The 24,384-nt window shown below is 68.6% G+C and carries 20 protein-coding genes; 11 read left to right on the top strand and 9 right to left on the bottom strand.

What is annotated here, in order from left to right; all coding sequences use genetic code 11:
- The first annotated feature begins 95 nt into the window (after positions 1 to 95).
- From ACZ5WK_RS26550 to ku, 3 genes are all read left to right on the top strand, one after another.
- Positions 96 to 656 carry a TetR family transcriptional regulator gene (locus ACZ5WK_RS26550; RefSeq protein WP_465550764.1) on the top strand — a complete coding sequence of 187 codons (561 nt, stop codon included), beginning with the start codon at positions 96 to 98 and terminating at the stop codon, positions 654 to 656.
- A 90-nt stretch (positions 657 to 746) separates the two neighbouring features.
- Complete coding sequence (locus ACZ5WK_RS26545) at positions 747 to 1,154, top strand: hypothetical protein (protein WP_465550762.1); 408 nt, start codon at positions 747 to 749, stop codon at positions 1,152 to 1,154.
- Positions 1,155 to 1,432: 278 nt separating this feature from the next.
- The gene (gene ku / locus ACZ5WK_RS26540) at positions 1,433 to 2,515 is read left to right on the top strand and encodes a non-homologous end joining protein Ku (RefSeq protein WP_465550760.1); all 1,083 of its coding nucleotides are present in this window, start codon (positions 1,433 to 1,435) and stop codon (positions 2,513 to 2,515) included.
- Between the two features lie 339 nt (positions 2,516 to 2,854).
- Here ku and ACZ5WK_RS26535 read toward each other — a convergent pair whose 3' ends face one another.
- Positions 2,855 to 3,364, bottom strand: coding sequence for a transglycosylase SLT domain-containing protein (locus ACZ5WK_RS26535; RefSeq protein ID WP_465550758.1), 510 nt, complete (start codon positions 3,362 to 3,364; stop codon positions 2,855 to 2,857).
- 280 nt (positions 3,365 to 3,644) lie between these two features.
- On the opposite strand from ACZ5WK_RS26535, the gene ACZ5WK_RS26530 reads away from it, so the two are divergent.
- From ACZ5WK_RS26530 to ACZ5WK_RS26515, 4 genes are all read left to right on the top strand, one after another.
- Positions 3,645 to 3,800 carry a hypothetical protein gene (locus tag ACZ5WK_RS26530; RefSeq protein ID WP_465550756.1) on the top strand — a complete coding sequence of 52 codons (156 nt, stop codon included), beginning with the start codon at positions 3,645 to 3,647 and terminating at the stop codon, positions 3,798 to 3,800.
- A gap of 21 nt (positions 3,801 to 3,821) precedes the next feature.
- Positions 3,822 to 4,151, top strand: coding sequence for a hypothetical protein (locus ACZ5WK_RS26525; RefSeq protein WP_465550754.1), 330 nt, complete (start codon positions 3,822 to 3,824; stop codon positions 4,149 to 4,151).
- A gap of 565 nt (positions 4,152 to 4,716) precedes the next feature.
- On the top strand, positions 4,717 to 5,361 hold the full coding sequence (locus tag ACZ5WK_RS26520; RefSeq protein ID WP_465550752.1) for a dihydrofolate reductase family protein: 645 nt from the start codon (positions 4,717 to 4,719) through the stop codon (positions 5,359 to 5,361).
- Positions 5,362 to 6,390: 1,029 nt separating this feature from the next.
- Positions 6,391 to 8,889: a translocation/assembly module TamB domain-containing protein gene (locus ACZ5WK_RS26515; protein WP_465550750.1), complete on the top strand. Its 2,499-nt coding sequence runs from the start codon at positions 6,391 to 6,393 to the stop codon at positions 8,887 to 8,889.
- Positions 8,890 to 8,986: 97 nt separating this feature from the next.
- Here the strand turns inward: ACZ5WK_RS26515 and ACZ5WK_RS26510 are convergent, their stop codons facing one another.
- The 5 genes from ACZ5WK_RS26510 to ACZ5WK_RS26490 form a co-directional block, all read right to left on the bottom strand.
- Positions 8,987 to 11,452 (bottom strand): DUF6262 family protein, encoded by a 2,466-nt coding sequence (locus tag ACZ5WK_RS26510; protein WP_465550748.1) that lies wholly within the window; start codon positions 11,450 to 11,452, stop codon positions 8,987 to 8,989.
- The gene (locus tag ACZ5WK_RS26505; RefSeq protein ID WP_465550746.1) at positions 11,449 to 12,588 is read right to left on the bottom strand and encodes a TniB family NTP-binding protein; all 1,140 of its coding nucleotides are present in this window, start codon (positions 12,586 to 12,588) and stop codon (positions 11,449 to 11,451) included. The genes ACZ5WK_RS26510 and ACZ5WK_RS26505 overlap by 4 nt, the downstream gene beginning before the upstream one ends.
- On the bottom strand, positions 12,585 to 14,654 hold the full coding sequence (locus tag ACZ5WK_RS26500; protein ID WP_465550744.1) for a transposase family protein: 2,070 nt from the start codon (positions 14,652 to 14,654) through the stop codon (positions 12,585 to 12,587). The genes ACZ5WK_RS26505 and ACZ5WK_RS26500 overlap by 4 nt, the downstream gene beginning before the upstream one ends.
- Positions 14,655 to 14,665: 11 nt before the next feature.
- Positions 14,666 to 15,349, bottom strand: coding sequence for a TnsA-like heteromeric transposase endonuclease subunit (locus tag ACZ5WK_RS26495; RefSeq protein ID WP_465550742.1), 684 nt, complete (start codon positions 15,347 to 15,349; stop codon positions 14,666 to 14,668).
- 385 nt (positions 15,350 to 15,734) lie between these two features.
- Positions 15,735 to 15,956 (bottom strand): hypothetical protein, encoded by a 222-nt coding sequence (locus tag ACZ5WK_RS26490; protein WP_465550740.1) that lies wholly within the window; start codon positions 15,954 to 15,956, stop codon positions 15,735 to 15,737.
- A gap of 124 nt (positions 15,957 to 16,080) precedes the next feature.
- Between ACZ5WK_RS26490 and ACZ5WK_RS26485 the strand changes: the two genes are divergently transcribed.
- Positions 16,081 to 16,962 (top strand): phenylalanine 4-monooxygenase, encoded by an 882-nt coding sequence (locus ACZ5WK_RS26485; RefSeq protein WP_465550738.1) that lies wholly within the window; start codon positions 16,081 to 16,083, stop codon positions 16,960 to 16,962.
- 926 nt (positions 16,963 to 17,888) lie between these two features.
- Here the strand turns inward: ACZ5WK_RS26485 and ACZ5WK_RS26480 are convergent.
- On the bottom strand, positions 17,889 to 18,773 hold the full coding sequence (locus tag ACZ5WK_RS26480) for a helix-turn-helix domain-containing protein (protein ID WP_465550736.1): 885 nt from the start codon (positions 18,771 to 18,773) through the stop codon (positions 17,889 to 17,891).
- A 224-nt stretch (positions 18,774 to 18,997) separates the two neighbouring features.
- On the opposite strand from ACZ5WK_RS26480, the gene ACZ5WK_RS26475 reads away from it, so the two are divergent.
- Positions 18,998 to 19,762, top strand: a complete 765-nt coding sequence (locus ACZ5WK_RS26475) for an SDR family NAD(P)-dependent oxidoreductase (protein ID WP_465550734.1) — start codon at positions 18,998 to 19,000, stop codon at positions 19,760 to 19,762.
- 90 nt (positions 19,763 to 19,852) lie between these two features.
- Positions 19,853 to 20,698: an SDR family oxidoreductase gene (locus tag ACZ5WK_RS26470; protein ID WP_465550732.1), complete on the top strand. Its 846-nt coding sequence runs from the start codon at positions 19,853 to 19,855 to the stop codon at positions 20,696 to 20,698.
- 160 nt (positions 20,699 to 20,858) lie between these two features.
- Here the strand turns inward: ACZ5WK_RS26470 and ACZ5WK_RS26465 are convergent, their stop codons facing one another.
- Together ACZ5WK_RS26465 and ACZ5WK_RS26460 are read right to left on the bottom strand one after the other, a co-directional pair.
- Entirely contained in the window at positions 20,859 to 21,110 is a 252-nt protein-coding gene (locus ACZ5WK_RS26465) for a hypothetical protein (protein WP_465550730.1), read from the bottom strand.
- A 96-nt stretch (positions 21,111 to 21,206) separates the two neighbouring features.
- Complete coding sequence (locus ACZ5WK_RS26460; RefSeq protein ID WP_465550728.1) at positions 21,207 to 21,725, bottom strand: hypothetical protein; 519 nt, start codon at positions 21,723 to 21,725, stop codon at positions 21,207 to 21,209.
- An 877-nt stretch (positions 21,726 to 22,602) separates the two neighbouring features.
- Between ACZ5WK_RS26460 and ACZ5WK_RS26455 the strand changes: the two genes are divergently transcribed.
- A partial coding sequence (locus ACZ5WK_RS26455) for a glycoside hydrolase domain-containing protein (RefSeq protein ID WP_465550726.1) occupies positions 22,603 to 24,384 on the top strand: 1,782 nt, incomplete at its 3' end.

Genomic DNA, 24,384 nt, shown 5'->3' with positions numbered 1-24,384 from the left:
AGATGCCGAGATGCCGAGATGCCGAGATGCCGAGTTGCTGGGCTTGCCGAGTTGCTGGGCTGCTGGGCTGCTGGGCTGCCGAGAGGAGATCCACCGTGGGGCGCCCTTCAGATCCCGCCCGGCGCGAGCGCACACTGGCGCGGGCGACCGACTACGTGCTGGCGCACGGATTGGCCGGGCTGAGCCTGCGACCCCTGGCCGCGGCCCTCGACACCAGCCCACGGATGCTGCTCTACGACTTCGGCAGCAAACAGGAGTTGGTCGCCGCGGTCCTCGCCGAGGCCCGTCGCCGAGGTGCGGTGCGCCTCGGCGAGCACCTTCCGGCGGCCACGGACTGCGTGCAGGAGCGACTGCGCGGTATCTGGGCGTGGATCAGCGCAGACGAACGTGCGCCGTTCGTCCGGCTGTTCTTCGAGGTGCACGCCGAGGGACTGGCCCACCCCGAGAACTACCCCGACCGGGGCCAGGCGATCACGGACTGGTTCGACACTCTCGGGGCCACGTTCCGCGACGTCTCCACCGGTCCTGACGACACCGTCACGCCCACGTTGGTCATGGCCGTTGTCCGGGGCCTGCTGTTCGATCTCACAACCACCGGCGACCGCGACCGCACCGACCAAGCGCTGGACCGCTTCGCTGGACTCATCAAGCAGTGAACGCACGAGAGACCGGGGCCCGCGCGGGTGGCCCCCTCGGCCGCCGCGCCGACCTCCTGGCACGACACCGACCGGAAAGCACCTGACACCATGACACCCGAATCCGCCGGCGGCAGGACCAGGCCGGTGCCGCGGGCACTGCGGGCCGCCTGGGGCGCGCTCGGCCTGCTCCTGTCGGCCTGGACGGCGTTCGAGGCGGTGAAGCACCTGGGCCTCACCGTGCCGTGCGCCATGATCGGCCTCCTCCTCCCCTTCCTGGCCGGGCTCGCACCGGGGACGGCGGCGGTCCGGCACGCGCTGCTGCGGGTCTGGATCCCGCTCGCCCTCATGGTGGTCTGCTCCGCCATCCCCGGCCCGCCCGAGGACACTGCCGCGCCGTTCACCCTGGGCATGGCCTGGCTGACCCACCTCGCCCTCAGGCGCGCCCGGGAACGCCACACCGACGCGTCCCGACCGGCCCGGCATCGCACGGGCGAGGACCGCCGACCGGCGGCATGACGACCCGCAGAGATCTGTTCCCCGTGGATGCGGATGTCCGTCGCGACGCGGTCGACCGACCACACCCGGTCATGACAGCCCGGCCGGGGTTTGGGCAGGTGAACTCATGCCCAGGTGCCAGGTGGGCGCCGTCGTGTTTCCGACCGGGCCGAAGCCGGCGGGGTCGCCGTCGGCCCAGCACCGCGTGCGAGACGGCCGTCCGGCGGCGACGCTGGCGGTGGACCCGTCGTCCCGCACGACCGGCGGCGGACACCGGCGTGGTGCAAGGAGGAGTCGTCATGGCCAGACCCGTGTGGACCGGGGTGCTCACCTTCGGGCTGGTGACCGTGCCCGTCGCCCTGTACACCGCGACGCAGTCCCACGACGTCCACTTCCACCAGCTGCAGCGCGGCACCTCCGACCGGGTCCGCAACAAGCGGGTGAACGAGCGCACCGGCAAAGAGGTCGAGTTCGGCGAGATCGTTAAGGGCTACCCGGTCGCCGAGGGCGAGTACGTCGTCGTCGAGCCCGACGAGCTGGAGCAGATCTCCCCCGGCCGCTCCCGCACCATCGACATCAGCGGCTTCGTCGACCTCGATCAGGTCGACCCGATCTTCTTCGACAAGACGTACTACCTCGGCCCGAAGGGCCAGGAGTACGCCAAGATCTACGCACTCCTCGTCGAGGCCCTGGAGCACTCGAACAAGGCCGGACTGGCCATGTTCGCGATGCGCGGCAAGGAGTACCTGACCGCGGTGCGGTCCGAGAGCGGCCTGCTGGAGCTGCACACCATGCACTTCGCCGACGAGGTCCGCGACCCCCGCCGCGAGATCGACGACCTCCCCGAGAACGTGAAGCTGTCCGCGCAGGAGGTGAAGACCGCCGAGGAGCTCATCGGCATGCTCGCCGTCGAATGGAACCCCGACGAGTGGCACGACACCTACGATGACCAGGTCAAACAGCTCATCGAGGACAAGCTCGCAGGCCGCGAGATCGCCGTCTCCACCGGCCCCGCGCCCGAGGCCACCAACGTCATCGACCTGATGGACGCCCTGCGCCGCAGCGTCGACAGCGCCCGCAAGGGCGAACCTGCCGAGAGGACGCAGAGGTCCGCGGGCCGGAAGACCCCCGCAGCCGCGTCCCGGTCCCCGAAGGCCGCCGGCGGCAAGAAGAGCACCTCCGCCAAGGCGTCGACCGCCGGCCGGGCCGCGGGCAGGAAACCCGCGAGCGCCACCGGCAAGCAGCAGCTCTCCCAGCTCACCAAGGCCGAGCTCTACAAACGAGCCGCCGACCTCGACGTCCCCCACCGCTCCACCATGACCCGCGACGAACTCCAGCACGCCCTCGAACAATCCGGCCGACCCCGTCGCGCCGCATCCTGACGGCACAGCGCCTCGCGGAAGGCCTCGACCGCCCCACCGCCCGGCCCCGCCCGTCCCCGCACCGGGCGACTCCGACCGGGCCTGAGCCGCCCGGAGGTGTGTCGAGCGCTGCCTGGCTCCCCCGGCGGTTCGCGCGGATCGCTCGGCCTTCGCCGTCTCGGCCTCGTCCTTCAGCCGCTCCTTCCACGTCTTGTGGCCGGCGAGGAGCAGTGGCCCAAGGCGGCGGGTCGGGGTGCGGGCACGGGGACGGTTGACGCACGCCGCCCCTGGTGCCGGGTGGGGGCACCAGGGGCGGCCGGGCGGGCGCGGGAACTCGAGGTGGTCACCCGCGGCGGGGCGTCACTGCCAGACGCGGTAGACGGCGTCGCGCGCCTGGCCGAGGTACTGCTGGTAGGTGCCCAGGTGCCAGGCCGCCCAGGAGGCCCAGCCGCGGCCGGTGCCGTCGTTGTCGATCGCGTAGGCCTTGCGGGCCGCCCAGCCCATGTCCTGCCAGTTCTCGGCGGTGACGATCCCGGCATCGTGGCCGTGGACCTCGGGGTACCAACGCTCGTTGATCTGCCAGGCACCGAGGTCCTTGGTGCCCGGGTCGGGGTCGGTGGGGAGGTTGGTGTGGACGGCCAGGCGGTCGCAGCCGGACTCGGCCATGGCGATCGCCACGGCGTAGATCGCGTCGTCGTTGCGGCCCTCGCCGGACTTGTCCTTCGCGAAGCCCGCCAACTGGGCCTCGCGGGCGCAGGCGTCAATGCCGCTCTGGTCCCCGGCGGCGTTGGCGGTGAAGGAGGTCGAGGTGAGGCTGAGGGCCAGGACGGCGACTGAACCGGTCAGCAGGGCGCGGGTCTTGCGCAGCACGAGAGTTCTCCCTTCGGCGACGGCCCGGGGTCGGGCCGGCTGTGGGAAAGGACGCTATGCAGCGTGCGTAGACAGGCGATCTACGAGTGATGGACGGCCGGTCCGGGCGATGCCGAGAGGATCTCCGCCGTCTGAGCCGCAAGATCGTCCAGGTCGCCCGGCGGCTCGAAGTCCTGGCGGGCAGGCGGGGACGAGCTGGGCCCATCTCCACGGCCTCACTGGGGACGACGGGCGCCCGCTGAAGATCCACCGGTCCCGGATCCGCACCACCCACCAGGTCATGCGGGACAAGAGCACCCGGACCGGCAGCAGCCGGGCGACCTCGGCCCCGGACCGCACGCCCTCCGTCGACGGCGACCACTCCCTGACCGCGGCGACCGGGAACAGCGTCGGCGCCCAGGACCCGGGCGGTGCAGGGGCCGAGACGGCCCGATAAGGTCCAGCTGAGGAGGACCGAATGGCGCTGGTCAGGAAGGGCTCACGACGCATCACCGTGGATGGCGCGACCTATCGATGGCGGGTCCGCAGGAGACCCACCTACTCCCAGGGGCTCTGTTGGAGCCCCCTGACCTTCGCGGTCGAGCTTGCGGACCGTCCGGGCACCGTGCTTGTGGTCGGAACTGGACAGTCTCACCCAAGCAACTGGCTCAATGCCCCAGCCGGGCCGGTCCTGCCGGGAATGATCGCGGCGAGTATCCGCTCCGCACGATCCCTGGGCTGGGAACCGGACCAGCCGGGATCCACGTTCCACCTTGACCAATCAGCGGGCTTCAAGCGCCTGCCGTGAGACCTTCGGGGCCGTCCTCAGCGACAACACACCGGTTCCCACCCCACGCACAGTCGCTCCTCCACGACCCGGCGTCCGGGCTGCCGCCCGGAGCCGACCGCAAGGCCGGCTCCGGTGGCGGGGAGTTGCGCGTCGACGAGGTGGCCGTCGCGCTTCTGCGGCTCCGTCAGGGTGGGCACTGGAGGCGCCGAGCGGCGGCCGGCGCCCCGGACCTCCCCGCCCACCCCCGAGCGGACCGTCCCGAGCGCCGATGCGGCGGCGTCCAGCCCAGCCGCTCCTCCCTGCGCCACGTCTTGTGGCGCGCGGCGGTGCTCCCGTCCGATGCCGCCCGGGCTGTGAAGCCGGAGGTCGCCCGGCACCTGCCCGATCGCCTTGGTCGACGCCACACCGGGTGGCCTGGCCATGACGCCGGACGCAGGCCGGCCACCCTGCCCGGACGCGGCCTGTGATCTATCGTGAGCAGGAGTGCCGGTGCAGCGCCCCGGCCTGATGGCGTAGGCAGGGCACCGTGCTGCGCGCTTCGAGACCGGTCGGCATGTGCTCTTCGAGGAATCGGGAGTAAGGCATGGGCCTCATCCACATCGAGCTGTTCGCAACCCTCGACCTCGTCGGGCAGGCGCCCGGCGGCCCCGACGAGGACCCTGTGGGGTTCCCGTTCGGCGGCTGGCAGGCGCCCCTGCTGGACGAGGTCGCCGGGGCGCAGATCGGTGCCGCGTACGAGGGCACGGACGCCCTCCTGCTCGGCCGGCGGACGTACGACATCTTCGCCGCCTACTGGCCGCACCAGGAAGGCGGCGAGGACAAGGGCATCGCCACGCTCTTCAACAGCGTCCCGAAGTACGTGGCCTCCCGCGGCAGGCCCGACCTCTCATGGGCCGGGTCCACGCAGCTCGGCCCGGATCTGGCCGGCGCGGTGCGCGAGATCCGTGACCGGCACGAGCACGTGAAGGTCGTCGGGAGCCTCAACCTGGTGCAGACCCTTCTGCGCGAGAAACTCTTCGACCGTCTCGACCTCTGGGTGCACCCGATCGTTCTCGGCGTCGGGAAGAAGGTGTTCGACGGTGGCGCGGTGCCCACGAACGTCACACTCCTCGAACCGCCGGCAGCCGGCCCGAAGGGCACCGTGTACCTGCGCTACGGGCTCGCCGAGGGCACGCCCGGGACGGGCGACATGAGCGCACCCGATCGCGGTACCGGGCGCGACGACTGAAACCGCCCCACAGCAGATCCCGCGCGCCGGCGGACAGAGCGCAGCAGGCCTCCGACCGGAGGACGTCCTCGCCGCCCTGCCCGCCGACACCCGCCCCGCCCCGCGCCGCCTCCTGCGGCGGGCTGCTCCCGTCGCGCCGTACGGACAACAGCCGGGCAGCCAGAGCCGGCGTCCGGTTGCACCCTGACAGCCCGGTCCGCGAGTACGCCACGGACGAAGTGCTGTAGGTTCCGCGTTCCGGTGTCCGACGGCATCGCTGTGACCTGCAGGGCATCGGCGTTCCGTGGTCGTGTCCATCGGACGCGTTCCAGGGAACCGTGTCCAATCCTCTGCTCTGACGGTGCGGCGGCGGTCGAGGCCGGCGCACGCAAGCGGGCGAATTGCGGGACTGCGTCAGCTGGGGAGCGCACTGTGCAACGAGGTCCCCATGCCGAAGAACCTGACGCACCGCTTGCCGGGGCCTACTCTCAGCCTGTGGCGAACACCAAACTCGGCACGATCACGGCCTCGATAGCCGCTTAGGGCTATCGGACCCGCCCAACAGCTGTTAGCCTCCGCGCTTCGGTTCGCTTCGGCTGATCTGGGGTGATCCCGGTGTCGGAGGTCGCGGGGCTGCCATCGGTTGTTGGGCATGCCGAGGGCCCGGCGCGATGGCCGGGTGCTCCTGGGGCCTCGGGTCATGGGTGGTCAGGGGCGGCCTGGTCTGTCACGTGGCCGGTCGGGGTAGTGCCACCAGGCGGTCGAACGCCGCGGTCAGTTCGTGGCGCCAGAGCCTGGTGGCGGCGATCCGCAGGCGTAGGCGGCGGGCTCCGCCCGTGATCCGGGCGGTGGCGTGCAGGAGGCGGTACTGTAGCGGAGTTTCGGGCTCAGTAATTGTTATGCATGCAGTCCTTTTCGCGGGCGCTTCGGGCGCGCTCCACTGCGAATGTGACTTCTGTAACGATCCGCGAATACTTCGAGTTGCAGACCACACCACACTGTATCACAATTGATAGTGGCATAGGGCCATGGACAGGATTGACGTGCGCCATGTTAGCCGACTTTTTAACGCAGGCAGAGAAGATTCTGGTTGAAAAGGTTGGATTGGGGGAGGTGGCAGACTTTAGGGAAGTGTCAAACTCGAAAATACGCGCACTCGTAGTGCGGGGACTCCTTGCCGGCGAGATTGGGCAGGTCGCGGCAGCCGGGGTCGTGATCAAGAATGCCGAAATAACCGGAATTCTCGACCTGCAGGCGATGGTAGTTGGTCACCATCTTAGGATGGAAGAATGCACCCTTCGGGGAGAGGTATATCTTGCGAGTTCCGCCATCAAGAGTCTGGCCCTTACCGGAACAGCCATCCCTGGACTGCGGGCCAACCGGCTCCATGTTCAGGGTGATGTTCTCCTGGATGGTGGGTTTCGATCAACTGGGCAGGTGAACCTGGCGCGATCGCGCATTGATGGCAATCTGGATCTCGACGGTGGTCGCCTGTCGAGCGGATTAAAAGCGCCAGGCTTGGATGTTTCCGGCAACGTTAATCTTCGCGCGACCCCAGATAGCAAGGGAAATATTATCCGATTTCAGTCGGATGGGCCGGTTGATCTTACCGGGGCGAAGATATGGGGGGATCTGGACTGCTCAGGGGGAGCGTTCCTTTATTCAGAGGGGGCGGCGCTGGACGCTGCAGGCGCCAAGATCACGCGAAGTGTTTGGCTCAACTCTCAGGACGGCCTCACATCTTTCTTGGCAACTGGCCCGGTGCGATTCACCGCAGCGCAGATTGACGGAGACGTCCAATGTGGCGGAGGCCAGTTCTACGGCATCCCACGGGCTCTCGATCTATCCTTAATGAGAATTAGGGGAAGTGCGATCCTCTGGGCTGAGACGACAGTCTCCAGTCGCTTCAGGGCACGAGGCTCCGTTGGCCTTGTGTCCGCTGAAATCGGCGGCGACTTGGACTGCCGAGGCGGGTTGTTCCACGGAGGCATATCGGCGGAGAGGGTGGTTGTCCGGGGCTACCTGAGACTCGGAACCCTGAGGATGAACGGCGGGGTGGCGCGTTTTGAGGCCCGTCGCACCGTAGATCTCGACATGGCAAGGGTCGGAACGGATCTGGACTGCGATGGGGGGGCCTTTGGCGGATACCCGCTGGCGCTTACTGGGAAAGGGGCTGTGGTGGGAGGGAATGCTCGCCTCGGCTGGGAGAACTGGCTTCGCTTTTCTGCTGCCGGAGCCGTCTCGCTGAGTCGTGCCACAATTTCGCGGAACCTTCTCTGCCAAGGCGGGGTCTTCGGAAACGGACTGAATGCCGCCAGAATCACAATAAACGGCGATGCCAGGCTCGATGTTGAGGATCAGGCCGGCAGCCCCCTACGCTTCAAGTCGATAGGGCCAGTGATATTCAGAAATGCGCAGTTTGGCGGCCAAATGGACTGCCGTGGAGCATACCTGGGCGCCTCGCTGGATGCCAGCAGGGCGACCACTAGCGAAGGTGTCCTATTAGGGGCATGGCAGGGCTCCGGGAGAACCATTCGACTGACCGCCGTGGGAACAGTTCTGCTCTTGCACATGCAGATCGGCGGCGAGCTCGATTGCGATGGAGGATGCTTCCGCAGTACTGATAACTCACTGTCTGCCGATGGGGCCAGAATTTCGAGAAGCGTTTGGCTGGGCAACGTAGACAGGTATCACTTCGAATCGGCAGGAGTCGTCGACTTCGACAACTGTCAGATAGATGGAAGCTTCCATTGCTCTGGCGCCCTGCGGGGCCAGGATATCGGATTGACCTGCGTTAAGATGCGCGTGTCCCAGATTTTTGCATGGACGCCAAAGTTCAAGATGCCCGGGGATATGCGGCTGGACGGGGCAAGTATTGATATGCTGGAGGATTCCAGGGATCGATGGCCGGCAAGCGGTAAGCTTAAACTTCTAGGGTTTTCGTACAATGGGTTCAATGGTGGCGCTCCCGCGCGAGCAAAGGACCGCTGTAAATGGCTCTCCAGGCAGGGGGAATTCCACGCCCAAACATACGATCAACTCGCTCGCGTGTATGGAAACACTGGCCATGACGGCGAGGCGCGAAAGGTATTGATTGCCCGGGAGTCTAATCGCCGAAAGCTCGGCAACATGGGTACTCTCGGTAAGTTCGGAAACCTCGTGCTTGCGGCCACCATTCGGTATGGGTATCTCCCGATCCTGGCCGCACTTTGGCTGACCGCCGTCTACCTGGCGGGGGCGTTCCTCTATTCACTGCACCCTGATGACATGTTGCCGACTCGCCCGCAGGTCACAAGCAGTCAAACTCCATCGCAGCCACCGAATGCAGCACATTGCACGAATTCATATCCGTGCTTCAATTCTTGGACTTATGCATTGGACGTCGTCGTGCCGCTCGTGGATGTCCATCAGGCAGAATACTGGCAGCCAAAGGATGATGTTGGACTGGGAACGTATTACAGGGTCTACAATTCGGCGGCCCCACTCCTGGGATGGGGGTTCACCACGCTCGCTGTCGCTGGGTTCACCGGGTTGATCCGCAAGAGCTGAGGGCTTGTAGGTTCCGCGTTCAGATGTGGTGAATCCATGGGCTGTGCCTTTGTCTGATTCCGCACTCTGAATCTTCTTGATCGTTCCGGCTTTCGTGTCATTTCTCTGCGCGGTGACTTGAAGACGAGCGGCTCTCATTGAGCATGGACTCCAGCTTCTCCTCGGTCTCCTTCAGCGCCTTACGCAACCGATCACGCTCGGCCTCGGTCTCCCGCAGCCGCGCCATGCCTGTCTTGAGCCGATCCCGCTCCGCGCGCAAGATTCTGAGTTCTGCCCTGGCCAACTCCAGGTCGGCCGCCAGCGATTCGGCGGAGGTGGGCGAACCCACCTCCGCCTCGCGTTGTGCAGCCCCGCTCTGCTTCTTGATCGCTTCCTCGATGTGCTCGCGCAGTCCCTCGGCGTATACCAGCCAGTTCGAGACCCGTGCTGTGCGAGCGAGTCTGAGGAAGGTGATCTTCTCTCCCGTCGTGGCCATCTCGTTGAGGGTCTTGAGTACCCGGGCTCGTTTGGCGTCGCTGTCGCGGGCTCTGGCCTCGCGCAGTACTTGGGCGGGTGTCCGTTTGGCCGTGGACCCGTGCGGCGGCTTGGCTCGGGCCTCGGCCGAAGAGTTGACATCAATGCGTCTGGGCACGGGTTCCTCAACTCCTTCGCAGCGATCTGGTCGATGCTGTCGCAATGGCGCCCCGGCTGCCTGGTGCCGAGCCTCGAAAGCGAGCCTGAGGTGCTCAGGGCTGGTGCCGAGTGCGTTGGCGGCGGCTGTTGGTGAGAGGCGACTCCTGATCAATCTGGCTGCATGTTCGGTGTCAGGCAGAGGCATGTCTCGGCCTGGCAGGTCAAGGTGGTCGACCATCGCCAGGGGGGGTGACCAGGTGACGGGCTCACTGATGCGCTGCGAGGTCAGGTAGTTCGCGGCGTGCTCGTCGAGAGCCTCCAGAAGCGACGGCGTCAAGATGACCGGTAGGTTCCTGGTCCTGTCGACGGAGTCCAGGTTCAGCGAACCGGAGGATGAGTAGAGGTCCGAGCCGGTCATGCGTTGGTAGAGGTATCTGCGAACCGCCGGGAGTCGGTACTGGTCGTCAGGCGGCGTTCCGGTCCGGCGGCGGATGTCGGTCCATGTGGCCTCGGGCAGCAGGTCGGTGCCTTTCAACTTCCGTCGGCGGGCATAGTCGATGGGTGTTGGGTGCTGGTCGAGGTGCTCGGCGAGAAGACAGATCGCGGCGGGCAGGTCGGTGCTGCCCCTGGCGATCTTGGAAAGGAACTCCGCGAGGGGTAGCCGTCGATCGCCGTGCAGGAGTGAGGTCGCGAGGTCGTAGCGCTGTTGCCACCAGCCCGGGAGCATGACGGTCGCGGCCAGGGCTGCTCGCCATAAATGGTAGTTGTAGCGGTCGGAGAGGTTGGCTTGCGGAGGGAACAGCAGCAGCGCCCAGTCCAGCCAGAGCAACTGTGGCAGCGAGTGCGTCCGCGCGACGACCACGCGGTCTCGGTGTGCTGGGGCCCGGGGTCGGGTGGTGCAGGTGCGATAGCGAAGCCGAGGCCCCAGAGAGAGGTGGGGATCGACGGCTCGCCAGAACTGCTCTTCCAGACACGCCGAGGCCAGCCGTGTGATGCCGCGGCGTATCTGCTCTGTCGGCCCCTTCGGCATGACCGTGGCCTCGCGGTCGACCAGCGTGCGAATGGCGGTGAAGGCGGCTTCGGAGAGCGGATCGCGCACGATTTCGACCGCGCGGGTGAAGGGTCCGGCGATCACGGCCGCGTCGACCGGCGCGTATAGCGCGCTGTTCCCGTGGCGTTGGCGTGCCTGCTCGATCCGCTGCCCGCAGGCGATGAAGTCGCCCGGCTCGGCCCGCAGGAGGCTGCGGGCGGCGATGGCAGTGAGATCGGTGAAGGCTTCGCGCAGGCTGGGGTCGGCGTCGCCGGCCTCGATCCGACTCAGCAGTCCGTTGACCCATTCCTGTGCGGGCAGGACCGGGCTGCCCGGGGGAAGTGGGATGAGCTCGCTGCGCGTCAGGTCGGCTCTGCAGGTCCCGCCACTGGAGGTTCGTGCCGAGCATTCATGCCGGCGCACCTGATGGCTGGTGGAAGGTCGGCGGTGCGGCCATCGCCCACAGACCGGGCAGGTGTGCGCGAGCAGCACCTGGTGGTGAGTGCAGGCGATCGACCAGGTCAGACGCCAGCGGAGGGGCCAGCGGCCGCCGCCTTCGGCCAGGCATCGCGGACAGTACCGGGAGCCGACGCCGCGGCCCCAGAGCCTGACACGGCGTACCGCTCTGCGGGTGTCGTGCAGCGCCAGCGCGGAGCCGTCGTAGCGGCGTAACGTCATGGCGTGAAGGAGGTCTGCTTCGGTGCCGGTGATCCGGGCGAGTCGGTCGGCTTCCTCAGCTGTGAGGTAGGTGGTGTAGTCCGGAGCGTGGTCGAGCCGGGTGGGGAACGGCGTTCCAGCGGCAATGAGCAGGTCACGGAGATCGATGCTGCTGCGGTGCATGATGGCACCCAGCCACGAGTCCAGCGCCTCACCCGGAATCGGGGGCAACCGGATCGGCAGCGTCCGGGGCACCACCGTCATCGCTGCCCTCTGTCCTTGTTCCCGCCTTTGTTCGGCTTGCTGGTCGACTTCCCGGAGGCGAGGGACGCCTCCCACTCGGCCAGTTGCTGCTGGGCTGCCCGGTCGAGCTTGACCTGGGCGAGCACGTTCTCGGTCAGACGCTCCTCCCCAGTGCGCATCGCGCGGAGGCAGCCGAGCCTGATCAGCGACATGAGCGAGCCGATGTGCCCACTGCAGCGGGCGTAGAGCTGGTCGGACAGGTCATCGGCGAGCATCCCGGGGTATTTGCCGGCCAGGACCAAGCGCTGTTCGAGGGAGAGCAGGAAGCGGCGCCACTGCTCGCGGCCGGGCTCATGCTCGATGCTGAACGCCTGGAGTCCCAGCGGGGTGACCCGGCGGGCCAGTTGGGGATCGTCGTAGAGCCCTTTGCCCTCAAGGTCGTGGCCGATGAACAGGATCATCAGCGGGAATTCGTTGGCGATCGTCTTGAACTGGTTGGCCAGCTCGGTGCCGCGGCGGGAACGAAACTGGAGGAACTGCAGGTCGTCGACCAGCAGGAGCCTCGATTCACAGGACACGGCGCAGTCCAGGGCGCGCGAGAGGAACGAGTTGGCGCTGCCGCTGTTGCGCCCGGCGTGGGCGAAGAACTCCAGCATCGCCCAGTTGAAGTCCTTGACCCTGGTATCGCCCATCATGCCGACCCGGATCACGGGCCAGCGCTCGTGCCCGGCCTCGGTGAACCTCCCGTACTGACCGATCAGGGTGTTGTGCACCTTCTTGGCGAACGAGAGGCCGACGGTGGTCTTGCCCAGGCCGGGGAACGCGTCGATCGCTGCCATGCCCTTGGCCTGCCAACTGGGCTGGTGCACCCCCGCGTCGAAGATGTCAGCGAGGTCCGCGGACAGCTCCCGAGCCTGCATGGTCTTGATCGGCCGCAGGTTGGAGAGGAACCTGCGACGGTCATCGTTGTAGTGTTCGAGCGCCTGCGGATCGAGCGCCTTGAGGCTGGCCATGGTCAGTATGGGCGGAGCGGGTGTCTCTCTCGCCTCGGCGAACGCCGCGAAGCCTTCCTTCCTGGTGAGCGTCAGGTTGTCCAGGGGCAAGGCACGCCACGCCGGATCCTCCGGTGCCGCCGGGCCGGCCCCCACCGCGGTCACAGGTCCTCCAGGGCGTCGGCGTAGAAGGCGTCTTCGTCGAGGTCAGTTCCGCCGTCGAAGCCCTCGAAGTCGGCCGCGTCGTCATCGCCAACCTCCTGTGCAGGCGGTCCTGAATCCTCGGCCACAGGCTTGTCGTCCTCGATGTCGATCACGAACGCCGCCTGATCACGAGCCATGCGCAACGCCATCCGTCGCTCGGCCAGCGTTTGGCCGAATCCCAGATTCCACCGCTCGAACAAGTCAGCTGTCACCAGGCGGTCGTTGGGATGCCGATACTGCTTCGCGGCCAATGCGCGTCCATATCGCAGTGCGTCCCTGCTCATAGGCATGTTCAGGACCGGGGCATGCTCCCAGTGCAGGACGCGCCAGCGCCGGTCCTGGTCACGGAAGTAGACACGGGTGATGTCGTCCGGATTGACCTGGAACGGCCACAGCCCATTCGGGTAGGGACTCGGCCGCCCGTCCTTGGGCAGCCCCGTGCCGTCGTAGCGGCACCCCCCGATCTCCACCCCGTAGGGCTGGATCGTCCGCCAGGAGGTCTCCAGGAACTCCAGGCCCAGATGAGGATCCCGCTGCACCTCGATATGGCCGGCCCTGGCCATGCCGTGAGCGAACATCTGCGCCGGGGACATCCGCAGGCCGGGAACCCCCGGCTCCACGAGACTGCGGTGCGGCTTGTGGTGGTACACTGCCGCGATCCACTGCCGGATCTTGTCGGCGAGCTCATCGAGGAAGAAGAACGCCTCACCCTCCGGGTGCACCCCGCGGGAGAAGATGTCAGGGCCCTTGTAGCCGGGCAAGCCATAGAGCAGGTCCTGACGCAGGGTCCGAAAGAATCGCTCGATCGGTCCCTTGTCCCGGCCCGTGCGAAGCCGGACCGGCTGTATAGAGATCCCCATCCGCGCGCAGACGCTGGTCAGGTGATCCGAGACGTAGATCTTCCCGTGGTCGATGACGATCGTCTCCGGTGCCAACGCGGGCCCAGCAGCCCGCGCGATCGGCCCCTCGATCGCCTGCGGGTCGATCAGGACCGACCGCGGGATCCCGTGCTCGGGCCAGACCGCCTCGGCCGGCCAGCTCGGCAGCACCGGCAGCGGCCGGTATGCCTGGTAGAGGACCGAAGCTGCATCCACCGCCTTGGTGGAGACCGGCGTCAGACGCATCCCCACGATGCAGCGCGTGTACCAACACATCGCGACCGTCAGCTCGCAGTTCACCCATCGCAGTGTCAGCGGGTCCAAGGCGAACACGTCCAGCCGGGTGGTGTCCATCAGCACGTACTCACCCGGCCGGGTCGCACGCAGTCTGCCGTAAGCCTCCTTCGGCCGACCGGCGATGTCCCTGTTCCGCTTGGTACTCAACCGGAACGTCGGATGCTGCTTCTCCAGCAGCGCCAGTGCCTCGTAAGCCTTGGATTTCGAGGGCACCGTCACCGCGCCCTCTCCGAAACGGGCGATCAGCCTGGCCCGGGTTCGGTCGATCACGGTCTTGCGCATCGGCGTGGCCTGGTCGACGTACTCGACCATCACCTCGATCGCCGTCTCCACCCAGCGCGGATCACACCGATCCAGGACGCTCTTCGTCAACGCCATGGTCGCCAGAGCGGCTTCGCCGCCGCTCTCCAGCCCTGCCACCCAGCGGCCGATGGTGCGTACCGAGACGCCGAGCTCGTCGGCCTTGGTCTGATAGCGGACCATCTTCGGCAGCGCCGGATCGTAGCCGGGACGCGGCTCGCCCTCGCCGGCCAGCTCACGGCTGCCCGACCGGTAGCCGTAGAGGACCTCCCGGACGTGCGCAGCTCTCTCCAGCAGTTGCTGTCGCTCCTCAAGACCCAGCCGGGACAGCACAACGGCCGCCAGGTCGATGTCGTCGGCCGAGGACGGTCCCGGCTCGTCGGGCACGAACTGCACCCGGTCGGAGAACAGCAGTTCCTTGACCGATACCCGCAGCAACCGGCTGAGTCTGTCTTTCAGGACGACCTCGTTGCCAGCCGTCGTCGCTACGGTCTCGACGACTTCCACCAGTTCGCCGTCATAGAGCATCCGGGTGCCGACTCCCAGCCTCACGGTCCCGGAGTTCACGGCCGCCGCCGCAGAACGTGCGCCGATCCCAGCGGACGGTCCAGATCCGTGGTCAGCCACCCCGACCAGAGCAGATGGAACACCGACGAGCGCACCGCGTCGGGATCGAAGGCCGGGACTGAGCCGAATGCCTCGGCCAGCGTCGCGCCGTTCAGATCGGCCAGCCGAAGTGCGTCCAGGAGCATCGGGTCGAACAGCCAGGCCCGGCGGTAGCCGGCCAGGAAACGTACGTTCTCCAACAGCGCCACTGGCGGCTCGCTCCACACCTGGTAGCCCCAGCCACGCGACTCGATGACGAGTCGGCTCCAGTCGAACGTGAAGGCGACGTCCGGACGTGACACCCTGTGCGCCGGTTTGACGTCCACGACCAGCGGGCCCTTGGCGGTGCGAAGCAGGAAGTCAGGGATGTGCTTGCGCACCGCGCCATCGACGTGCGCGGTCATCAGGAATGGCTGTGCGACGATCCGGGACACAGCAGGGTCGAAATCCGCGAACAGCAACCGGGCCAGTTCCAGCCGGGACTCGTAGATCACCAGAGCCTGCTCCGTCGCCGACCAGAAGGACCCAGAATAGTGCTTCTGGCCCAGGTGCCAGCGAAACGTGCGCCAGGGGACCGCGTCGAAGAGGTCGCTCAGCGACGCCTCACTGAAGGCGCACTCCGCGAACGCACTGCCGTCCACGTGCCTTGCATGTAACGTCGCTGACGAAACAACACTTCCTACGGACACGAGTACGTCGCCCCCCTTCTGCCGCCCTTCAACCGCCACGACCACGGTGAGTCCAGGCCGTGACCGCTGTCTCAGCGACGACTACGAGGTAGCCCGAAAGAGTGAACGCGCTGGCCAGCGCTTCCACGCGTCTTGTCCAATTGGGCATCCGCTGGACATGGCGGCCCGGAATTGGACGCCGAAGCGCGGAACCTACAAGTGCGCATCGCGTACGTCTCCACCGTGCTCGGCACGGTCATTGTCCGGGGTCGGGAGAGGATCCGTGCTGGCCACGGGCATACGGCCATGTGAGCGACATGAGGGGCATGGGAGCGGTCGGCCTGCTGCGGGTCTGGGGTCAGAAAAGTGTCCCCGAAGTCTCCGGCTCATCCGGTCTGGACTCGACGGCGCGGTCGTGTCCGGTGCCGCGCGGGCGCAGTCGGCGCAGGGCGTTGCTGAACGCGCCGGTGAGGTCGGTGGCGTCGGCCGGGTCGGCGACCAGGAACGAGCCGGCGTGACCGACCACCCCGCGGCCGTCGGAGGTGACGACGAGCTTGGGACGTGCCCCGGCGGTGTGCACGCAGAAAGCTCCTTCCCGCTGGTACGACGCAGACCTCGGGCAAGCCTCATCGTTCCAGCCCAGCCGGGGGCGCCTTGGAGTCGTTGATGGTGATTCACGGTCCCACCGGGGAACGGTAGAAGCCATGAGCGATGCATCGGAGCTGGTCCCGGTCACGCCGGACGGCAGGCTCGCTCCTGTCGCTCTGCACCCCGGTCTGCGTGACCCCCGCTATCTGGCGCGGCGAGGCGCGCTCGTCGCGTTGGCGCGCAGCCACTGGGTCGGCGACCCTTCGCCGTCGGTCGCTTACCGCACTGCGGAGCACGCGACGTGGCGCACGGTCCACGCGGCGCTGGAGCCCGCCTTGCGGGCCCACGCGTGCCGGGCGGTGCTGGCCGCCCGCGAGGACGCGTGCATCCCCGCGGACCGCATCCCGCAGCACGGCGAGGTCGGGGCGCACCTGCGGGCCCGGACCGGATTCGACTTCACCCTGGCCGGTGGCTTCGTGCCGAACCGGCGGTTCCTGGGGGCGCTGCGGCACGGCTACTTCCACGCGGTGCAGTTCGTCCGGCACCCCGCAGCTCCGCTGTACACGCCCGAACCCGACGTGATCCACGACGTGTTCGGCCACGGCGTCCACCTGGCCTCGACGCGGTTCGCCGAGCTGTACCGCCTGGTCGGCCGGGCAGCCGCACAGGTGCGGACCGAGGAAGCCCTCAGCCTGCTCAGCCAGGTGTACTGGTACACCCTCGAATGCGGCGTGGTCACCGAGGCCGGGGCGGTCAAGGCGTACGGCGCGGCGCTGCTCTCCTCGCCCGGCGAGCTGCGCCGGTTGCCCTGGTGCGAGATCCGCGACTGGGACCTGCGCGCGATGGCAGGCACCGCGTACCGGGTCGAGGGGTACCAGCCCGTCCTGTTCGCCGCACGCTCGATGGATCACCTCACCGATGCCCTCGCCGCGTTCTGCGAGGACTTCGACGACGACACCGGGGCCCGGCTGAGGACCGCTAGGAGTGTCCGCCGGTAGGGGGCTTCCGCGGGCGGGCTCCGGAGCCGGCCGACCAGTTGCTCAGCACTGCCTGCGTGTGACCGAGGGGACCGGAAGCCGCACGAGGGCGTTGGACCCGGTCATCGGGGGGCGTGCGCCGACACCCCGGCTTGGCAGCGACCCGTGAGCAGCGACCCATGACCGGGCTCCACGGCGTCTTCCTCCGGCGCACAGCCTGACCCCCGAATCGAACGCCAGAATTCCCGCTGCCGCCAGTTCACGCTGACAGAGCGCACCGCCTCTTGGCAGAGTGGGAGAGCCGACACGAACTCATGGAACTGCTCGGAGACCTTCCGCCTCGCCAGCGTCAGGTTCTGGCCTGGAGTGTGTCCGGCTACAGCCCGTCGGAGATCGCCTGACCAACACGTCGGAGCCCGTTCCGGAGGACGAGGCGGTCAACCGGTGGCTCACCGCACAGCAGATGAAGCTGGTTCACGACCTTGCAGGGTTCCTGGACCTGGGAACAGGGATCCGGGAAGTCATGGTCTACGCGCACCACGCCACTCTTGTCGATGCCCTCGGAACCACACTCGACCTCGAAACAGGCCTGGCCGCAGTTCTGCAGACGAACCCGGAAACGCCGGCTGGGTCCCCGTCGACGGTCGAGGAAGGGAATCGGGGCGCAGAGAGCTCAACCGCGTCGTCGAGGCCCTGGACCCGTGGGCCCGGCTGGCACTGCACCGGCACCCCGTCATCATCGCCAGCATCCGAGGCGGGCTCGTCCGGCGGGCCGTCGATCTGGCCGTCCACCTCGACCGGGAACCCGCCCTCACCCTCGCCCACGCATCACGTCTACTTGCTCGGCCGGTACTCCTTCCAGCTGCCGGAGCTGCCCGGGGTCCTGCGGCCTCTGCGCGACCCGGGGGCGGCCGACCAGTGATGGGGAGCTGGGGTCCTGGGCGGGATCAGCCGGCTCGGCGAGTCTCTTCCGGGGCCTGAGGCCTGGTGGTGGAGGTGCTGGTCCAGCTGGCGAGGATGCCGAGGGCTTCTGCTGTTGGGGAGGCGGGCTCGGGGGTGTAGATGACGAGGGTCTGGTCGGGGTCGCCCTCGACGGCCAGGACCACGTAGTCAAGGGTCAAATCGCCGACGAGCGGGTGGTGCAGCCGTTTGGTGCCGCCGGTGTGGGCGACGACGTCGTGGTCGGCCCACAGACGGCGGAAGGCGTCGCTGTGGACGGACAGCTCGCCGATCAGCTCGGTGAGCTGGGGGTCGTCGGGGTGGCGCCCGGCGTACAGACGCAGGGTGGCCACGCAGTCACCGGCAACCCGCTCCCAGTCGGTGTACAAGGTGCGGGCGGCTTTGTCGAGGAAGATGAAGCGGGCGGAGTTGCGCTCCCGGTGGGGTCGGGCCTGGAAGTCGGCGATGAGGGCGTAACCGAGGCGGTTGGCTGCCAGGACGTCCATGCGTCGTCCCAGGACCATCGCGGGAACGCTGAGGGAGTCCAGCGCCCGGTACAGGACGGGTCGGACCTTCTGCGGGCTGAGCGGGCGGCTGCTGCGGGCCCGGGCGGCGGTGGGCTGGGCAAGGTCGAAGAGGTGGGAGCGCTCGGTGTCGTCCAGTTGCAGGGCGCGCGCGACGGCGTCCAGGACCGTCTCGGAGATGCCCTGGCTGCGGCCCCGCTCCAGGCGGATGTAGTAGTCGACGCTGACCCCGGCGAGCTGGGCGACTTCCTCGCGGCGCAGCCCCGGGACCCGGCGGGCCCGCGGGTCCGGGGCGAGACCGGCCTGTTCGGGGGTGATCCGGGCCCGGCGGGTGCGCAGGAACTCGCGTATCTCGGTGCTGCGGTCCATGGGTCCACCGTACGGCGGGCCCGGGCGGGCGGCGTGCCCTGGAAGGGGTACTGGCAGACCCCCCGAAGAGCGGTACCCCGTACGGGCGTCCGGGCGGGGTCGGCGGGTGGTTGCCTGGATAGCGAAGCCACTTCAACGCACTTCATGGCACTCGCCGGCCGGTCTCTGATTGGTCTGAATGTGACCGCCTGTGCTGTAAGGCCAGAGAACAGGACAAACCATCCATGGCATTGAAACTGACCGGTACCGTCGCCCTCGTAACCGGCGCGAGCAGCGGTATCGGCGCCGCCACCGCCCGTCGGCTCGCCGAGCACGGTGCCGCCGTCGCGCTCGTGGCCCGCCGCAGGGACCGCCTGGACGACCTGGCCGCCGAGATCGAGACGGCGGGCGGCACCGCACAGGTGGTGGAGGCGGACATCACCGACCGCCTCCAGGCCGAGGCTGCCGTGCGGCAGACCGCCGAGCGGTTCGGACGCCTCGACATCCTGATCAACAACGCCGGCCTGATGCTGTTGGGCCCGGTCGTCGGCGCGGACGCCGAGGAGTGGGAGCGCATGGTTGCCGTCAACGTGCACGGCCTGCTCTACACCACCCGCGCCGCCCTGCCGCACCTGCTGCCGGCAGCCGAACAGGTCCCGCGCCGGGTCGCCGACATCGTCAACATCAGTTCGATCGCCGGCCGCGTGGCGTGGAACGGCTACGGCGTCTACAACCTCACCAAGTTCGGCGTCAACGGCTTCACCGAGTCCCTGCGCCAAGAGGTCACCCAGCGGCACGTGCGGGTAGGCGTCCTGGAGCCGGGCGGCGTGGACACCGAACTGGCCTCACACAACAAGCCCGAGATGCGTGGTGAGATGACCGACCCCTTCTACGAGCAGACCGAGGTCCTCACGCCGGAGGACATCGCCGAGGGCGTCGCCTACATGGTCACCCGTCCCCGCCACGCCTCCGTCGGCGAGCTGTGGATCATGCCCACCGACCAGGCCTGACCACGCATCCACCGAGACAGCTCGTGGCATTGCCACGCATCGCCACCACACCCCGCACAGGGCGCCGACCGCGCCCGAAAGGAACCTCTCATGAGCAAGGTCATCTTCGTCACCGGTGCCGGACGCGGTCTGGGCACGGACATCGCCCGCGAGGCCCTCGCCGCCGGCCATCAGGTCGTCGCCACCGGCCGGCGCCCCGAGGAGGTGGAGAAGACCCTGGGCGGGCCGCAGGACGATTTGCTGGTCACCAGGCTGGACGTCACCAGCCTGGACGATGCCGAGGCCGCCACGCGGGCCGCCGTCGACCGTTTCGGGCGCATCGACGTCCTGATCAACAACGCCGGGAACTTCTTCGCCGGCTACTTCGAGGAGATCACGCCCGCGCAGATGCGCCAGCAGATCGAGACGAACCTCTTCGGCCCCATGAACGTCACCCGCGCGATCCTGCCGCTCATGCGCAAGCAGCGTGCCGGCCACGTCATCACCCTCTCTTCGTCCGCCGGCCTGATCGGCCAGGAGTTCTGTGTTGCGTATGCCGCCTCCAAGTTCGGCGTGGAGGGCTGGATGGAGTCGCTGCGCTATGACGTCGAGCCGTACGGCATCCGCACCACGGTGGTGGAGCCCGGCTTCTTCCGCACCGAACTGCTGGTGGACGCCTCCACCACCTGGCCCGAGCCGACCATCGACGACTACGCCGAGCGCACCCGCGCCACGATCGATGCCTGGAAGAGCATGAACGGCCAGCAGACCGGCGACCCCGCCAAGCTCGCCCGCGCCCTGCTCACCATCGCCGATCGGCAGGAACCGCCGCTGCGGTTCGTCGCCGGCGCCGACGCCATCGAGGGCGTGAAGGCCAAGGCTCAGGAGTTGCTGGCACAGGCCGAGGCCTCCCGCGAGCTGGGCGGCAACCTGGCACACGACGACACCGCCGACTGAACTGCTGACCGGACGCCACGCGCCAGGCGGGGCCAGCCCGCCCGGCGGGCCGCAGGTAGGCAAAGCAGCGGCGGACCCTGATGGTCACATCGGCCTCTTCGATTCATGCTCGATGCCCAAGGGACTCCGACCAGGGCGGCAACGCAACTTCAGAAGTGACTCAGCGTCGGCTGTCGCCGGGCGCGAGCAGGCTGGTGACCTCGGCGGTCGCGTCCGGGGACGGCTTGAAGTAGCGGCGGACGTTCTCCGCCTTCTTGTGCCGCGACTTCGCCATCGGCATCAGCAGGCTCGCCCCGGCCTCGCCGAGGTGGGTCAGACCGGAGTGCCGCCATTCGTGCAGGTCCCGGCCCGTGCCAGGCCCGCGCACCGCGGTGTGCTCGTCCAGCAGAGCGCGGGCCTGCCCGTACGACACGCGGGCCAGCACGGTGTCCGGGCACAACCCGTCCCGGCCAGACCGAGCCGGGACGGCTGGTCCGCGACCGAAGCGATCCCGTCCCCCTCGCCCCGCTCAGTGTCCGATGGCCGCCTTCGCCGCCACGATGACCAGACCGAGGACGAGGTTGATCATCCCCTCGACACCGGCCTGGGTGCGGGACGCTCCGGCGTGCACGGCGCCGAGGTAGGCCCAGGCCACCTGCTGAGCCACCGCGACCGCGAGGGCGAGCCACGCCGTGCCGCTCAGCCCCAGTCCCAGCAAGGGGCTCAGCCCCACGGCCACGGCGGGCAGCACCGCCGCCTCGACGATCGACCACTCGTGCCGCCCGACCTGTCGTGCTTCGGCCCAGCCGATCGTCTGGCCGACCTGTCGTTCGCCGGCAAGGTGGGCGTAGACGTGGGCCGCCCAGAAGACCAGGCCGGTCACGAGGAGCAGCACCACGAGCTGGAGCCGGGGGAAGTCGCCCACCGCGCTCGCCGCGGCGATGACGGAGGCGGCGAGGAGGGAGCCGTAGAGCGCGCCCGCGTAGTCCGTCCGCGATTCCGGCCGGCCGACCGGATGTCTGCGCGGCCACGGCAGGAGGCGGTTCACCGATCCAGCGTATCGGGGCGGGACCGCCCTCGGCCGCAGCACACGCGGACGTACCGACTCGGACTCGCCGTGATGCCCGCCGGCGCCAGGGTCCGGGCGGCTCGTTCGGCATCACACCGGTGGATCCCCCCTCGCGCCCGTGACAGCCGGGACAGGGAGCTGTTGGAGACGTCCGAGTCCCGGCTGGTGCGGACGACGGCCTGCGGTACCTGGTTCTCCGTCCAGCAGCTGCCGGAGCTCTCGAGCACGGTCAGCGGCCTGCTGATCTCGTCAAACGCCGTCACCCAGGAGGTGGGAGGGCCCCGAACGCGGACCCGACGGCGCACCTTCGGCCCGTGCCGATGCTCCGTCAACGATGCTCCGGACAAATAGATTCGAATGCGGATGAAGCTCGCCCGAAAGGACCCGCCGCGGGCCGCGCTGTCGCCGCGCCCCCCTTCGTCACCCGGCTCCCCTGACTCACTGTCAGGAGACGTCGTTCAGCGGCGAACCGTCGGGGGTGTCACTGGAGACCGTCACCGGCGGTGGCGGCCTCCAGCGGCGCCAGCAGCAGCGTTCGTGGAGGGGAAGGACATACGAAGGTGCCGCGCGCGCAAAAGCGGACGAGGGGCTGCCGCCGGGGCCTGGCCGGCCAGCTCGAAGGCCCGCCGGGCGGAGCTCGGCAAGGAGCAGCTGGTCCGGCTTCGGTCCTGGCCCACCTCCGCCGCATCCACGGCCGGGTGATCCGCACTGGCCCCGAGATGGGCCGCGAGGCCGGACGGGAGGGGCCCGCGACGGTCGGCCGTTGCGGGCGTGTATATCGTGGCCGCCGACGCCGCGGCCGACCTCTCAGCGCGCGGCCTTCGCCATGTCAGGAGAGATCTGGGTGAAGTCCCGTATGACAGCGCTCCGGAGCGCCACGGCCGTCGCGGCGGCCGTGCTCATGGCGGCGCCCGCCGCCGGCTCCGCCGAAGCCGCGCCCGCCGGAGGTCCGGACACCAAGACGGTGACGTACAAGGGCCACGTCTTCCAGGTGCCGGCGGCCTGGCCGGTGGTGGATCTGGCTGTGGACCCGCAGGCCTGTGTCCGCTTCGACCAGCACGCCGTGTACCTCGGGCATCCGGGCGAACAGCAGGTCTGTCCGCCGCGGTTGATCGGCCGCACGGAGGCCCTGCTGGTCGAGCCCGCCACGGCGGCCGCACCGGACCGGGAGGGCTCCAACCCCGTCGCGCACACGATCCTGGCGAACGACGGTGTCGTCGCGGTGACCGGGACGTACGACGCGGACCAGCCGCTGGTGCGGCGGATCATCACCGGCGCCGGGCTCACCCCCGAGCCGGCGCACCAGCCGGCGCCGGCACCCGCGGCACCCCGGGCGGCCGTCGCACCGCGGTCCACCAGCGCCGCGGCCCCGCCGTCCGACCTGGCCATGGCCGCGGCGTCGGCGTCGATACCCGCGTCGGCGACGAACTACACCGGCAAGGGGTTCGACGCCTGTACGGCGCCCTCCGGCGCCGCGATGAACGCGTGGATGACCTCCTCCCCGTACCGGGCGGTCGGCATCTACATCGGCGGCGCCAAGCGGGCCTGCGCCCAGCCGAACCTGACGGCCTCCTGGGTCCAGCAGCAGCAGGCCGGCGGCTGGGCCTTCATGCCGCTGTACGTCGGCGTCCAGGCCTCGAAGATCGCCTCCCCCGCCGCCGAGGGCGCCAACGCCGCCGACGACGCGGTGAGCCAGGCCCAGGCCCTCGGCTTCGGCCCCGGCACGATCCTCTACTACGACATGGAGGCCTACGTCGCGCAGTACTCGGGCAACGTGCTGGGCTTCCTCACTGCCTGGACCAACGAGTTGCACGCCTTGGGCTACAACTCCGGTGTCTACAGCAGCTCCTCGTCCGGCATGAAGGACCTGGCCACCAACGCCGGCAACAGCGCCTACACCATGCCCGACGCCGTCCTCAGCGCCAACTGGAACGGCCAGGAGGACACCAACGACCCGGCGATACCGGCCGGTTACTGGTCCAACCACCAGCGGGCCCACCAGTACGCCTCACCGAAGGACCCGGAGACCTGGGGCGGCTTCACGATAGGGATCGACCAGGACTACCTCGACATCCAGCTCACCGGCGCCCCGCCGTCGCAGTCCTCCGGGTTCTTCCTCGGCGTGCGCCAGAGCTCGGGCAACTGGCCCGGCTTCAGCCCGCTGGCGGGCGGGGCGGGTGTGTTCCGCGGCTCGGAGGCCGCGGTCGCCGGGCTGCCGGGAGGCTCCTCGCAGGAGCTGGGCATCGGCCTGGACGGCCAGCTCTACCACGGGGTCCGCGCCGCGAACGGCGGCTGGAGCGGCTTCGCGGCGCTCCCCGGGATCGGCACGCCCACCATGGCGGCCCGCCGGGCCGGCATCGCGGGTCTGCCGGACGGCTCCTCGCAGGTGCTGGCGATCGGCAACGACGGCAACGTCTACCACCAGACCCGCTTCGCCAACGGCAACTGGTCCGGCTTCGCCGCGCTCCCCGGTGTGAACAGCCCGCGAATGGCGGCCGGGGACGTCGCCATCGCCGGCCTGCCCGACGGGTCCAGCCAGGTCCTGGCGATCGGCAACGACGGCAACGTCTACCACCAGACCCGCTTCGCCAACGGCAACTGGTCCGGCTTCGCCGCGCTCCCCGGTGTGAACAGCCCT

The sequence above is a fragment of the Kitasatospora sp. NPDC032757 genome, assembly GCF_055579305.1.
The sequence above is the reverse complement of the archived record's forward strand: the minus strand, read 5'-3'. Positions and strand labels throughout refer to the sequence as shown.